Genomic DNA, 14,230 nt, shown 5'->3' with positions numbered 1-14,230 from the left:
GAGAAAAAGATGGGCAAACCCTACTCTGTATTAGTTGTCGATGATCATCCTTTATTACGTCGAGGGATCTGTCAGTTGATCACCTCTGACTCTGACTTCACTCTATTTGGTGAAGCAGGTAGTGGCCTAGATGCACTATCGTCTATTGCCGAGGATGAGCCTGATATCGTTTTACTCGATCTCAATATGAAAGGGATGACAGGGCTCGATACGCTAAATGCGCTGCGTCAAGAAGGGGTTACCTCACGCATAGTGATCTTAACGGTTTCCGATGCTAAGCAAGATGTTATTCGTCTGGTAAGGGCTGGCGCTGATGGCTATCTGCTCAAAGATACTGAGCCTGATCTTCTCCTAGAAAAACTTAAAAACACCATGCAAGGCCATAGAGTGATCTCTGAGTCGGTAGAGGATTTTCTTTATGAACTTAAAGATAGTGCTGATGAGCAAGAATGGATTGATAATCTAACGCCAAGAGAGCTACAGATTTTAGAGCAGCTTGCAGAAGGTAAAAGCAACCGAGTGATCTCCGAGCAGCTACATATCAGCGAAGGAACGGTAAAGGTACACGTTAAAAACTTATTACGTAAAGCCAACGCTAAATCTCGCACAGAGATGGCAGTTCGTTACCTGAACCAATAAAAATTGCGAATATAAAACACTCAAGGCAGATAGCGTTGCCTTGAGTGTTTATCAAAACCTAGCGACTCTCTTTGAGAAAGGTTTGCCAGCTCAACAATGCATGTTCAAAATCTTCTAAGCCACAAAACGCCTCTGACTCACCGTTATACAAAGACATTGACTCGTCTAACTCAAACTCGTCCTCCATCTCTAATACATTAGCAAACACCCTAACCTGCTCTGTATCTAACTCGATGGAGATCCCTTTACCGACATATCGCTTCTCATTGAGGCTACCTTGCTGCAATGCGAGGATAGTAGTGCAGATAGACTGACGCAACTCAGTGTTTTCACCCAGTTCATCGACAAACCAAACACCTAAGATTTCGTGTTCCATAGTAAAGTTAGCTAACAGGGTCCCCGTCAACGTGTTGCGGCGAAATTCATATTCCATAACTCAAGTCCAAAATAATTCGTCCCACAAATTTTAACTCAAGCTCAATGAAAATGCGCCGCAATCTTATCGTAATGATATTGAATATCTAAAAAGGATAACGAAGTTAATACCAATCATCCGTTATTTTTTAAGCAACAAAAAAGGGATGCCGAAGCATCCCTTTTAAACCAATCTGTAATACTAAGCCGTAAAAGATTAGTGAGCGTGACCGTCTGTTGCCGCTTCTGCCGTTGGCGCCGCCGCTTTCTCAATTGACAGTAATTCAACTTCAAATATCAAAGTTGAGTTAGCAGGGATAGAACCGGTATCACGATTGCCATAAGCCAACTCAGCTGGGATCACAAACTTATACTTTGCGCCAACAGGCATCAACTGAACGCCTTCTGTCCAACCAGGAATAACACGGTTCAATGGAAACTTAGCTGGCTCGCCACGGGCAACAGAGCTATCGAACTCAGTGCCATCAGTGAGCGTGCCAACATAATGAACTTCAACAGTGTCTTCAGCGGCAGGTTTTTCACCAGTGCCCGGTGTTAATACTTCATACTGTAGGCCAGATTCAGTGGTTACCACACCCTCTTTTGCTTTATTCGCTTCTAAAAATGTTTTGCTTTCAGCAAGCGCTTTATCCGCTAACGCTTGTGCTTGTGCTTGACGCTTCTCGTTAAGCGTCTCATCAAGACTTTGCAATACAGTCTGCATCTCCTCTTCGGTCAACTTAAGTTCATCGTTAAGGCCATTGCTGAATCCAGTAATAATCAGGCTACGATCAACAGGCAAACCTAGCTCTTCCTGCTCTTTAATATGGCCTGACATATATTTACCAATTGACGCACCAACACTATACGCCTGCTTTTGCGCTTCAGTTTCTAATTTAACTTCTGCCGCGGTTGTTGTTGTTTTTTGTTCTTGATTACAAGCAGTTAAACCAACAACTGCTAGTGCGACCAGTGAAATTTTGTAAATAGACTTCATTAAAGCTTCCTCAGCATTCTCTTGTGGTAACAATAACCTTACTTTTATAAGACGAACCACTTTATACTAGTTAATTAACATATTCCAATTACATTGAAGATGTTTAATCTAAGTCGTGAGCGGATAAGCGATCTACTGATAATTTGCTTGAGTCATCGCCCATCGCTGCATACTTCAATGTAATAGCGCTTGAGCTAAAGACAACGAGACTAAGGACAAGTTCATGAAGAGCACTCACTTGCTGATAATTTGTTCACTGTTACTGGTTGCATGTCAGCCTAAATCGCAGATAACCGAGATAGTTAATGAGCCTAGCTACAGCGCCGATCTGTCGGTGGATGGTCGTTATGTGCTTATCAGTACCGCTAACAATGGCTTGCAGTTGTGGGATCTGCAGACCAAAACACAGAAATACCAATGGACCCAAGATGACAGCCAGAACAGCGCGATAGACACTAAGATAGCCAATAATCTCAAGTATGCAGCCTCATTAAGTAATCACTCCGTGGCACTGTGGAGCATGGAAAACGGGCAGTCCTTAGGCTGGTGGTCCCTCCCTTCTACCGGACAAAGCCTAGCGATATCTGATACAGGCTCACTATTAATTGGTTTAACCGATGGCAGCGTGATGTCCTTAGACCCAGCAAACAATAGCTTAATCAAATTTCTTGGGCACAGTGAAAAGGTCAATAGCGTGGCGTTATCTAACGACGGAACACTCGCGCTTACCGGTGCCAATGATAAACAAGTGATCCTTTGGCATGCAAAAACCGGTCAACCTATTCACACCTGGGCACTACCTACCCGTGCCATTAAAGTGGCTATCAGCCAAGATGGCAGCTTAGTCTTTGCCGCAGACAGCACCAACCAAGGATTGTTCTGGCAAGCAAGTGACGGACAAACACTCGGCAAACTCAATATTTCACGACGACAAATGAACTTTTCAGCCGCTCGGTTTACCAATGATAATAAGCACCTCTTGACGGGCACACCTGCTCGAGAAGTCAGCCTTTGGCAAATAAGCAACGGAAAAATGCTCGCAAATTGGCGAGTTAGTCGAACAGAGCATGCCCAAATCAAAGGTGCCGTTGTATACTCTGTCGCAGAACCGACAAATAACCACATCTCCAGCATCAGCAGTAATGGCTTGTTAGAGACCTGGTCACTCCCAGTCCAATAGAGGATACATTGGTGCATTTAGAACAACGTATTGAAGATCTTGAAATGAAACTCGCATTTCAGGAAAGTACCATTGAAGAATTAAACCTACAGGTGATTAAACTCAATGACCTCATCGCACAGCAGCAAGAAAATTTGCAGCTACTGATCAACAAACTCCAGACTGTAGAGCCGAGTCAAATCGCCTCTCAATCTGAAGAAACACCGCCACCACACTATTAAGCCGCTGTGAAAGGATCGACATGGATAAGCTGCCAATGACGGATTATGCTCAACAGGAGAGATGGAAATGAAGCGTTTAGTCGTTACCATATTATTGAGTTTAAGCTTATCCGGTTGTGCTTTTAATAGTCTTTTTATTAATTATCCATCGCAAATTGCCCCCGTTAAAGCAGAGCTTAATCGGCCATCAAACGCGCCGCTATACCGTCAATTTGATGATCAAATAACAGGTGCAGATGGACTACTTTACGCTCAAGAGGCGGGTCGAGTCGCCCAGATAAGTGGTGACTTTAATGCCAGTAAAAGCTATTACGATAAAGCGATAGCCGCCTACCTCAAGTTTGATGATAAAGCCGTAGTCAGTGCATCAGACATTGGCGCGACGGCTAGCAGCCTGTTCCTCAATGACAATGTGATCCCCTATCGAGGTCCGGGATACGAGCGCATCATGTTGCATCAATACCAAGCCCTAAACTATCTGTTCAGCGGCGATAGCCAAGGTGCTTTGGTTGAAGTCAGGCGCAGCAACGAGTTGCAAAGCTCAGAGCAAGCCCGCTATCAAAAATCGATGAAATCAGTGCAATCGATGGCAAACGGTACCATCGATGCCGAAATGAATAAGCTGGGTAAAGCGGCGGGCACCACAAGCAGCTCTTTTTTAAATGCCTATAGTTATTACACCACGGGGTTGCTCTACGAGCTATTAGGGCAAAGCAATGATGCATACATTGATTACCGTAAAGCCGCACAAATATCACCAAACAATCCCTATTTACAGCAAGACTTAGTTCGCCTAGCTAAACAGCTCTCTATGCCGCAATATGATGACTTCAAGCGTCGTTGGGGAGATGCTAAACAGGCCACTCCAGGACAAGGGCAAGTCGTGGTGCTGCTAGAGCGCGCTTTTGTCCCCGCCAAACAGAGCTTTACCGTACCATTTACTATTGATGGCAACTGGCAAACCGCATCGCTGGCAACCTACTACCCGGACAGCACATCAATAAGGCCTGGGCAAATAACTGGATTAGGCAATGTACTAAATGCCGCGCCATTAGCTAACATCGATGCCTTAGCCATAACCGCGCTGAAAGAGGAGTTACCCTCGGCGTTAATACGCCAAGCTGCGCGGGTTTACGCTAAAGCAGAAATGGCCCAAAGTGTCCAGAGTGAGTCGAAAAAACGCCGTAACGAAACCGACGCTGCCGTTATTGCAATGCAGATCTTTAACGTGATCACGGAACAAGCGGACCGACGTAGCTGGCTCACACTGCCCAAACAGGCGCAACTGGCACGTAAATATGTCGACAGTGGCAGTTATCAGATAGGCTTAGATCAATCAGCAACACAAATCATTGACGTACAAAGCGGTAAAACAACACTCGTTTGGATAATTGACACTGGTAATTACACCCGTTTTTATTCAATAATCATTTAATCTATTTTTAGGAATCGGTATTTTTATGAAAAAGTTTAACCTCATTTTTATCATTGCTGTGGCAATCGGCCTGGCAGGCTGTCAATCTAAGGTCCAGTACGGTGATGCAACAGAAGTCGAAACTGTGAATGAGAACTTCGGCTCTACCGACCTACAAGCCATCACAGCTAAGATGGTCGATAGCATGCTGACTTTCCCACCGATTGTCGCCATGACAGCCAATGATCGTCCAATCATCTTCGTTGATAAGATTAAAAATAAGACCTCTGAGCATATCGATACTGAGTCGGTGACCGACTCAATTAGCAACAAGTTACTGCGCTCTGGTAAGTTTCGTTTTATCGACATGACAAAAGTCGACGCGGTACGTAAACAGCTCGATTACCAAAACAACTCAGGTATGGTCGACCCTTCAACCGCCATTAATTTTGGTCGTCAAATCGGTGCGCAATTCATGCTTTATGGCAATCTGTCTAGCATCGTCAAGCAAGACGGCAGCACCAAAGATGTTTACTACAAAATGACAATGCGCCTTATGGATTTGGAAACAGGACTAATCGAATGGTCTGATGAAAAAGAGATCCGTAAAGTAAAGTCTAAGTCGTTCTTAGGTCTGTAAAGCACGACAAAAAACACCACCATAAAAAAACCAGCAAAAATGCTGGTTTTTTTATGGCTCCGCGTTGAGAATATCGGCGATGATTTCACCCAACTGGTATAAAGGTCCTGATTTTGAAACTGCTCCAGCTCTGTGCCGTCACTGTTATTGCCTTGTCGCAAATAGCCTGTCAGAGCACCAGTAAGGTAACAACCACTAGCCTCAAAAATCAATCGGGTAGCATCAGCTTTCACGACGCACAACAACGTACCAGTCGCGTCACCGAACTCAACTACAATATTCACATTAACCTAAGCCAACAATATAACTTCAGCGGCATTGCCGACATACGCTTTAGCCTAGATAACAATAATGCCCCTATCACGCTAGATCTCAATCAAGCCCGTATTATCGAATTTAAAGTCAATGGTAGCAGGCTGTACCCCAACTATGATGGGCAATCGCTTAACATCCCACAATCTCTGTTAAACAGCGGTAGTAATCAGATTCAAATTAGCTATAGCAAACAGTATAGTGAGGGCGATGAAGGGATCATTAAGTACCAAGACCCCATTGATGGTCAAATCTACCTTTACTCTCATTTTTTGCCTGCCAGTGCACAGATGATGATGCCACTCTTCGACCAGCCCGATCTCAAAGCGGTATTTAATTTATCAGTGGATGCCCCGCAAAATTGGACAGTGATCAGCGCAGGCCCTTTGACAAACCAAGGCGAAGGAGAAACTAACGCAACAACCCATTGGCAGTTTGCCCCAACCGATAAACTCAGTCCGCATACCTTTTCACTCTATGCTGGACCCTTTCATCAATGGCAATCCACTAACCATGCCATGCCAATACGCTTGTTTGCCCGCCAATCAGTTGCGCCAAGTATCGATGGCGATGCTTGGCTAGCCGCCACAGCCAGCAGTATGAACGCGCTGATTAGAGAACTAGGCGTTAACTATCCATTTAGACAATATGATCAAATACTGGTGCCGAGTCTTAGCAAGCCTGTCATGGCAAACTCAGCCGTCGCTAGCATTCAGGAGTCAGCGTACTTAGTGGCCCAAAATGATAATGCCAACCAGCAACTTATCACTCAAGCACTCGCCTATCAGTGGCTAAGTAATTTAGTCACCTTAAGGTGGTGGAACGATCTGTGGCTCAGTGAGAGTCTCGCCCAATTTGTGACGCAAAAAGCCTTACGCGATGATTCAAGCAAACCAGCTTGGTATCAAGACAAATATTACGCTTACCAACAGGACAACCGTTTCAACAGCCGCGCGATAGAGCAGCCCATGACTCATAGCGACCAAATTCAGCATGGACTGAGTGATGAGACTATTCAGAAAGGAGTCGCGCTGCTTAGCCAGCTAAATTTCTTGTTAGGGGAAAAAGCGTTCAATCAAGGGATCAGCCATTACCTTGAACAGTATCGATTTAACAACGCTGATTTAAATGATTTTATGGCCAGCCTAGCCTTTTCCGCTAAACGCCCACTAAATGAGTGGACCCAAAACTGGTTTTACCAAGGTGGCGTCAACCGGATTGAAGCGGACTACCGCTGCGTGAATAACCGTATCACTCAATTCACTATTCATCAGAGCGCTAGTGACCAACATCCAACCTTGCGTGAGCAAAAAGTTAAATTAGGCCTATTTACCAAAGGGCGCGGCGCACTGCACCGCAACTTAGCCATCGCGGTGACTTATAAAGGTGAATACACAGAGATAAAGCGCCTACAAGGAGTGAGGTGCCCCGATCTGGTGTACCTCAACTATCAAGACTGGGGTTATGTTAACGTCAAGCTAGATACTCGCTCGCAAGACACCGCATTGCTGCATCTGAATAAAGTTGGTGACCCGCAACTGCGCGCTATGTTATGGCTCAGCCTATGGGACTCGGTGTTACGGGGTGAGCTGCCACTCAACCGATTCATGGGAAGTGTATTTATTAACTTACCCACTGAACAAGACAATAATACCTTAAGCCAAGTATTGAGTAAGCTCAGCCAAGTTAAGGCTTATTTAGAGCAGATGAGTCCAAATCATCAACATTACAGTCAGCGAGTGTTAAAAGCGCTCGAGCAGATGAGTTTACGTCTAGCTATGGCGAATCAGTCTAATCAAACGCTACTTAATTTATGGTTTGATACCTATATTCAGTTTGCCCGCAGCCTGCCCGCTCAACGACACCTTGCAGCGCTATTAAATGGTTCCGAACAGCTCTCAGGCCTTACACTGACCCAAGCACAGCGCTGGGCAATGGTTATCCAACTCAACCGTTATGACTACATCAAAGCGCCACAGTTACTTCTGGCTGAGAAGAAACGCGATAGCTCTGACATAGGCCAATCTCAGGCGCTTGCCGCAGAGGTGATACGTCCCATAGCCAACCAAAAACGTCAATGGTTCCAGCGGGTACAAACCCATCATGCGGACGCAGACGCATTGATGCTTAATAAGTTGAATAATGTGATGCGTCACCTCTACCCCAGTGAGCAAAAGGCGCTTAGTAGTGCAACCGCTGAACAGCGACTAGCCGAGCTTGTGGCGCTCGACACACAAAATAGCAGTGACTTTATGGCTGTCTATACCCAAGCATTGCTGCCAATGAGTTGCTCTTATTCTGGCGTGTCGCGCTTAACTCGCCTACTCGATGAAGCCGTTCATCTATCGGATGTGAGCAAACACGGATTGGAACAAGCGATCTCCTTTGAACAGCAATGCCTGACAATCCAAGAAAATATGTTACGCAAGTAGTCAATTTACACAGAATATTGTAATAATCGACAACTATTAGCAGATAATGACTATCAAGATAAAATATTGGCATATTTATCAATAGGTTATTTTTGGCCTATTGTTTGCTTATTCCAATAAAGCCAAATTATAAAAGGACGAGAGGAATTTATGGGACCATTTGAAATTGCAGCCATTGCCATCATTGGGGCATTCGCCATTAGTGGGTATAAAGAATATAACAAACGTCATGACAACATGGATAGCAAGGCAGTAGACGAGCTTAAAACTGAACTAGAAAGATTAAAAGATCGCGTCGTAACCCTAGAGAAAATCGTTACCGATAAATCTTATCAATTAGGTGATGAGATCGAGCGACTTTAATAAAAATGCCACCTAAGGGTGGCATTTTTGTTTGTGTAGGTAATTAGGCAAACAGCTCTTTAATATTTTTCAAATCACTTTTGCCCTCTGCGAGCTCTTCAGGCGTCAATCCTGAAACTTCATGAGGGAATACCAACCACTCTTCAGACTCATGAATAAAGTAATCAGGTGTTAACTCAACGGCGGTATTCTTCGGCTTATAGTAAGGGCAAGCAATACGCACATCACGCGGCATATTGAGGCGCATCAGCTCTTGTAGCTTTTCTTTTAATGCATGAATGCTGCGGCCAGAATCAAACACATCGTCGACAATCAACAGACCATCGTCAGCATTAGCATTTTCAATAATGTAGTGCAGACCGTGTACTTTGATCTTTTTACTCTGCTGGTTAATACCATAATAAGAGGAAGTTCGAACGGCAATATGATCGGTTTCAACTTCTTTAAAGTCAAAATACTCCTGTACTGCAATCCCGATTGGAGCACCGCCACGCCAAATCCCAACAATAAACTGTGGTCTAAAACCACTTTCAAAAACTTGTGCAGCTAAACGAAATGAATCCTCTAGCAGCTCCTGTGCAGTGATAAAGCGTTTCTCAGACATCCGACCGTCCCCATATTGTTATATTTTATTTGCGAGTAGGTAAAGTTAATCCATACAGATTAGTCTTCGCCAAAATTCAACGTAGCACAAATCAACCGAGTTGAGGGTCAAATCGATGGATATTCACTACGGGATTTTGGAGCGAGATTTTATACTAAAAACTGCCTACATGCTGCACAAATTAACTAAACTTGAGAACGGCAGCGCTTTTTAGGCAAAAGAGAAGCCGCACAGATGGCGGCTTCTCATCGCAATCAGCTTTTATACTGATTGCGATTGCCGAAAAGCGATTGCTTTAACTGGCGGACACTGGGGTAATCGTCTTCTCACCCGCTTTAGTAACTGCCGAAAAACGCTTGTCTGTCGCTTCGCTAAACTCAGTAGACATTAAGGTATCAACGTAATGCCAGTCGCTGCGCACCATCTCATTGTCAAAAGTTAGCACCATGAACCCACGATCGCGTAAGTTGGTGTACTTAAGCCCAGCGACCAGATCAACAATACCCGCCTCAGTAACAGCTTGTTGATCAGCTGAGATCCCCAAATAGTATTCTAGGCCAGGAGAAGACACTGAACTGGTGGCAAACTCAACGCCAACCGCATCACCGTGACTATCTGTTAGCTCATTGGCCCAAGCATTGTGGGTGTCACCAGCAATCACCACTAAGTTAGTCCCCTTCGCTTTTGCCGTGGCAAGGATCACTTCGCGCTCATAAGCATAGCCGTCCCATGCGTCTAAGTTGTAAGGAATTGAGGGTAACTGTAATAACGCCATCACTTCAGGAGTCAGTTTATGTTGATTACCGATCAAAAAACTGTATTCCTGCGCCGTTAGCGTTGGGTCGTTTGCAGCAGCACGGGCAGCTAGCTGCGCTAATGCCCCTAACTCAGCATATTGATAAACGCTAAGTTTTTGTGTCGCTATCGCCGCAGGTAACATCATAGAACCCATCAGAACTTGTTGACCCAATACTTGCCATTTAGCCGTACTATTAAGCATATGACCTTGCAGCCACTGCAGTTGTTCAGTACCTAGCATGGTGCGCTCAGTACTGGTGACGTCGGCCATAAAGCCAGCACTATCAATGGTGTTGGTCGCATCATCAATGTAATCGGCATAATCAAGCTGTTTGTCTCGCGCTAAAAGACGAGTGTCTAACATATGCAAATCAAGGAGGTTACCAAAACTAAACGAGCGGTAGATCTCTTCATGGTTACCCTCTTTCCACGGACGGATAGGCAACCATTCAAAATAAGCTTGTAGGGCAGCAGTTTTGCGTGCTTCAAAATCGCCTTCAGCTTCGTTATGGTTCTCTGCACCATCGGCCCAAGCGTCATTAGCCACTTCATGGTCATCCCATACTGTAATAAATGGCACTTTGGCATGCAGTGCAGTGAGCGATGCATCACTACGATACTGCCCATAACGGGTACGGTAGTCGGCAAGGGTAAATAGCTCTCCAGCTGGCATGACTTCACGCCCTAGCTCTGCAGCGTTTTCACTGGCATAGCCGCCACGACCATATTCATAGATATAATCACCTAAATGAATCACCGCATCGAGATCGTCCATGTTACTGGCAAGCTGATAAACATTAAAATGACCTGCAGGGAAGTTAGCGCAAGACATCACAGCCAGTTTGACCGAATCGATTGCGCCTTCAGGAAGCGTCTTGGCTTGGCCGATAGGAGAAACTGTAGTGCCTGATTTAAAGCGATAATAATAACGTGTTCCCGCATCAAGGCCGATAGCATCAACTTTGACCGTATAATCTCTATCTTGACTAGTTACCATTTCACCATTGCCAATAAGCTGGCTGAAGGCTTCATCGGTGGCGATCTCCCAACTAACACGGGTTTCGGCGTCCATTTCAGGCGTGATACGCGTCCACAAAATAATGCTGCTGTGGGTCGGGTCACCGCTGGCCACACCATGCATAAATTTTACGCTAACGCCAGTTTGCTCATCGTCATCATCGCTGCTCGAACACCCCATGAGGCCATAAGAGACCACGGCAGCACCAACACCCTTAGCCGACATGGCTAAAAAATCCCTGCGAGAATAGTTTATTTTCATTGTTATTCCTTTAATTGAGCCAGATATCCCTACCGTCAACCTGCCACATTACGCTGACAAGTCCACGACCACTTAAGAAGATACAGGCCTTGTTATTGTTATTCCTGGTAAGAGGTCTAATCACTCTAATTATCTGTTAACAATATTGCAAAATTATTATGCAACAAGTCGTAGATAGATTTGCTAAATTTGCAGAAACAAGCAACGAAAAATACTAGGAAAGCCTAAAGTAAAGAGGGTGTGGAGTATCTTTCACTAGCCTAAAACGATTTCCCCAAAAAAAATTAGAGCTAAAACACTAAGCTAAGAAAGCTGTTATGATTTAAATAATGAACAGCCAAAGGAGACAAGGATGAAAGTCAGCGACATTATGAGTCATGAGGTGGTTTGCATAAGCGATCAAGCCACAGCAAAGGATGCCCACCTATTGATGCAAGATCGTGGTGTGAGACACCTACCCGTCATCAGTGAAACAGACGGTAAACTGGTTGGGATCATTACCCATAAGAAGATGATTTCCGCTGTTATCCACATGCTCAATCAATATGGAGCAGGCGCTCTCGATCGCAAGGAACGTAAAACCACCATCACGGAGCTAATGGAGACCGACTTTCAAAAGCTCACCATGGATGAACCCTTAGCGGTGGTGGTCGATTACTTTATTGATAATAAGCTAGGCTGCTTACCTGTAGTGGATGAGCATTTTAAAGTAAAGGGAATCGTGACTTCCTCAGACTTTGTAAAGCTATGCGCTAAACTGCTTCAGGCTAACTAAATCAGCGAGTCGTCATTATACCAATAGGTATGCAAAAAATGGTGCGCCGATAACCATGGCAATTCCCGTCAATATCATGGTTAGGCTCGCCACAACGCCCTCCTCTTGCCCCAACTCGGCCGCTTTAGCTGCACCAACGCCATGAGCCGAAGCCCCCAATGCTGCGCCCTTTGCCAGCGGGCTGCGTATTCTAGCCAGTTTGAATATCGGTGCACATAGCAGCATGCCTAATATGCCTGTGACTAATACTAACATTGCCGTTAAATCTGGTACGCCACCAAATGCAGAAGTGGCCTCAATGGCAAATGGTGTCGATACTGACCGAACTAGCATGCTATGAGACAATTCAGGTGGCAGATAGATCACTTTTACCAGCAACCAAGAAGATATCAAGCCAGCAAAGAGTCCTGTCAACACACCGATGCTAATCGTCATTGGGTAACGTAAAATAAGGTGACGCTCCCGATAGATTGGTAAAGCAAATGCTATCGTTGCTGGTGCCAATAAGGCTGATAAGTAATGGCTATAGGCAAAATAGGTAGGTAATGGAATAGCAAACAGCAACACAACCGAGACTAAACATGCTGGGGTCACAATCATGGGTGACAGCCACCAGTGCCGATACCGCTTATATAGACGCTTACTGACAAAATAGGTCACAACTGTGGTCAATAGACAAGCCAGTGCCACCCCTTGCGAAGCTAATAACTGCGGCATAGTCACTATTCACCTACCTTAACAGGCTGAAACACACCAAACTGGCGCCTCGCACGCTGACGTCGACGCTCAAAACGAAACACTCTGTCGATAACAAAACCTGTACTCACCAAGACACACGCGCTGCCCGCCACTAATGTCAGCATCAAACTCACGCCATACTGGTGTAATAGTGGTGCATAGTGAATAGAGGCGACCACTGGCGGAATAAAAAACAACAATAACTCTCCTAGCAACCAAGTCGCACCAACGGCAACAAAACGCTCAGGTAACCAATTGAGTGCGAGCAAGAGAAATAGCGCGGCCAAGCCCACCACACTGCTAGGCACAGGTAACCCAAGTCGATCGACTAACCACTGTGCGACAAACGCCAGAAGGCAGAGTAATCCAACTTGAAGTAGGGTTTGGCAAACGTGCTTGCATTGGTTGATTGAAATTGTCATAGCGAACTTAATAAGAGAGGTCTAACAGTTGGATTGATCTTACGCTTGCAATTTAAATAAAAAAAATGAATATTATTTATAAACTTCATAACCAAAAGTAATTGAGTTTAATTTATGGACTTAAAAGCGCTTCACTATCTGGTTGAAATCGTAAAATGTGGTGGCTTTAATCGCGCTGCAGCAAAGATCCATATCAGTCAGCCTGCATTATCAAAAGCGATAAACCAACTAGAGGCGGAACTTGAATTGCCACTGCTTACTCGTGGAAAACGTGGCACCTCCGTCGCCTTAACCGTGCATGGTCAATTGGTTTACGATTATGCCGTCCGTCTATTAGACACTAAGCAGGCGATGTTTAATGAACTCAATCAGTTAAGAGGTTTAGAGACAGGGCAGCTAAAACTGGGCCTTGCGCCGCTGGGCAGCGCCGAACTGTTTGCCCCCATCATTGCAAAATTTCGCCAGCGTCATCCCAAGATAAATACCCAATTATTAGTGCGTGGTGGCGTTGAGCAAACATCAGCACTGCAACAGGGAGAAATTGAGCTTGCAACCGGGATCATAGAGTTAGGCAACGAGTTTGAAGGGATAGCCATTCATACTGAACCCATGGTGGTGGTATTACCTGCCCAACATGAGTTAGCCCAACGCCAAGAAATTCCCCTCAGTGCGCTCAATCACTGCTCACAGATCCTATTTGAAGCGGAATTTTCCCTGCATGAGATGGTCATCAACGCGTGTGAGCAAGCGGACGTTATCATAGATAACCCGACTCAGGTTAACCAACCTGAATTTGGTATTGCCCTTGTCGCCTCTGGCATAGGTGTCATGTTGCTGCCCCGTTTCATCGCTGAACGTTACCAAATAGAGGGCGTTGTCACTCGTGCGCTCACTGAAACCAGATTAAGCTGGAAAATGAGCTTATTTTGGGTCAAAGATAAGCCGCTCTCTTTTGCCGCATTAACCATGATAGAGATTGTTAAACAGCACCTAAAACGTTAA

At 45.1% G+C, this 14,230-nt stretch carries 15 protein-coding genes; 9 read left to right on the top strand and 6 right to left on the bottom strand.

What is annotated here, in order from left to right:
• The first annotated feature begins 9 nt into the window (after positions 1 to 9).
• Positions 10 to 639, top strand: coding sequence for a response regulator (locus BEL05_RS15820; RefSeq protein ID WP_028762415.1), 630 nt, complete (start codon positions 10 to 12; stop codon positions 637 to 639).
• Between the two features lie 58 nt (positions 640 to 697).
• Here BEL05_RS15820 and BEL05_RS15815 read toward each other — a convergent pair whose 3' ends face one another.
• Together BEL05_RS15815 and fkpA are read right to left on the bottom strand one after the other, a co-directional pair.
• Positions 698 to 1,072: a YacL family protein gene (locus BEL05_RS15815; RefSeq protein ID WP_028762416.1), complete on the bottom strand. Its 375-nt coding sequence runs from the start codon at positions 1,070 to 1,072 to the stop codon at positions 698 to 700.
• 198 nt (positions 1,073 to 1,270) lie between these two features.
• Positions 1,271 to 2,050 (bottom strand): FKBP-type peptidyl-prolyl cis-trans isomerase, encoded by a 780-nt coding sequence (gene fkpA / locus BEL05_RS15810; RefSeq protein ID WP_069671768.1) that lies wholly within the window; start codon positions 2,048 to 2,050, stop codon positions 1,271 to 1,273.
• 223 nt (positions 2,051 to 2,273) lie between these two features.
• On the opposite strand from fkpA, the gene BEL05_RS15805 reads away from it, so the two are divergent.
• From BEL05_RS15805 to BEL05_RS15780, 6 genes are all read left to right on the top strand, one after another.
• Complete coding sequence (locus tag BEL05_RS15805; RefSeq protein ID WP_069671767.1) at positions 2,274 to 3,230, top strand: WD40 repeat domain-containing protein; 957 nt, start codon at positions 2,274 to 2,276, stop codon at positions 3,228 to 3,230.
• Between the two features lie 8 nt (positions 3,231 to 3,238).
• A complete protein-coding gene (locus tag BEL05_RS15800; protein WP_028762419.1) occupies positions 3,239 to 3,451 on the top strand; it encodes a SlyX family protein in 213 nt (70 codons plus the stop codon).
• 67 nt (positions 3,452 to 3,518) lie between these two features.
• Positions 3,519 to 4,886, top strand: coding sequence for a COG3014 family protein (locus tag BEL05_RS15795; RefSeq protein WP_139151903.1), 1,368 nt, complete (start codon positions 3,519 to 3,521; stop codon positions 4,884 to 4,886).
• Positions 4,887 to 4,911: 25 nt separating this feature from the next.
• Positions 4,912 to 5,505, top strand: coding sequence for a penicillin-binding protein activator LpoB (gene lpoB / locus BEL05_RS15790; RefSeq protein ID WP_037427853.1), 594 nt, complete (start codon positions 4,912 to 4,914; stop codon positions 5,503 to 5,505).
• Between the two features lie 113 nt (positions 5,506 to 5,618).
• Positions 5,619 to 8,249: an aminopeptidase N gene (gene pepN / locus BEL05_RS15785; protein WP_069671765.1), complete on the top strand. Its 2,631-nt coding sequence runs from the start codon at positions 5,619 to 5,621 to the stop codon at positions 8,247 to 8,249.
• Positions 8,250 to 8,399: 150 nt separating this feature from the next.
• Positions 8,400 to 8,612: a hypothetical protein gene (locus tag BEL05_RS15780; protein WP_028762423.1), complete on the top strand. Its 213-nt coding sequence runs from the start codon at positions 8,400 to 8,402 to the stop codon at positions 8,610 to 8,612.
• Between the two features lie 43 nt (positions 8,613 to 8,655).
• Here BEL05_RS15780 and BEL05_RS15775 read toward each other — a convergent pair whose 3' ends face one another.
• Entirely contained in the window at positions 8,656 to 9,216 is a 561-nt protein-coding gene (locus tag BEL05_RS15775) for a phosphoribosyltransferase (protein WP_028762424.1), read from the bottom strand.
• Between the two features lie 295 nt (positions 9,217 to 9,511).
• Entirely contained in the window at positions 9,512 to 11,293 is a 1,782-nt protein-coding gene (locus BEL05_RS15770; protein WP_069671764.1) for an alkaline phosphatase D family protein, read from the bottom strand.
• Positions 11,294 to 11,645: 352 nt separating this feature from the next.
• Here BEL05_RS15770 and BEL05_RS15765 point away from each other — a divergent pair, with 352 nt between their 5' ends.
• Positions 11,646 to 12,068 (top strand): CBS domain-containing protein, encoded by a 423-nt coding sequence (locus tag BEL05_RS15765; RefSeq protein WP_028762426.1) that lies wholly within the window; start codon positions 11,646 to 11,648, stop codon positions 12,066 to 12,068.
• Between the two features lie 15 nt (positions 12,069 to 12,083).
• Here BEL05_RS15765 and BEL05_RS15760 read toward each other — a convergent pair whose 3' ends face one another.
• Both BEL05_RS15760 and BEL05_RS15755 read right to left on the bottom strand, forming a co-directional pair.
• A complete protein-coding gene (locus BEL05_RS15760; protein WP_069671763.1) occupies positions 12,084 to 12,785 on the bottom strand; it encodes an LrgB family protein in 702 nt (233 codons plus the stop codon).
• A gap of 5 nt (positions 12,786 to 12,790) precedes the next feature.
• Positions 12,791 to 13,228: a CidA/LrgA family protein gene (locus BEL05_RS15755; protein ID WP_069671762.1), complete on the bottom strand. Its 438-nt coding sequence runs from the start codon at positions 13,226 to 13,228 to the stop codon at positions 12,791 to 12,793.
• Positions 13,229 to 13,342: 114 nt separating this feature from the next.
• Here BEL05_RS15755 and BEL05_RS15750 point away from each other — a divergent pair, with 114 nt between their 5' ends.
• On the top strand, positions 13,343 to 14,230 hold the full coding sequence (locus tag BEL05_RS15750) for a LysR substrate-binding domain-containing protein (RefSeq protein ID WP_028762429.1): 888 nt from the start codon (positions 13,343 to 13,345) through the stop codon (positions 14,228 to 14,230).

This window comes from Shewanella colwelliana (assembly GCF_001735525.1).
Classification (GTDB): domain Bacteria; phylum Pseudomonadota; class Gammaproteobacteria; order Enterobacterales; family Shewanellaceae; genus Shewanella; species Shewanella colwelliana.
Note: the sequence above shows the minus strand (reverse complement) of the source record. Positions and strands in the feature narration are given on the sequence as shown.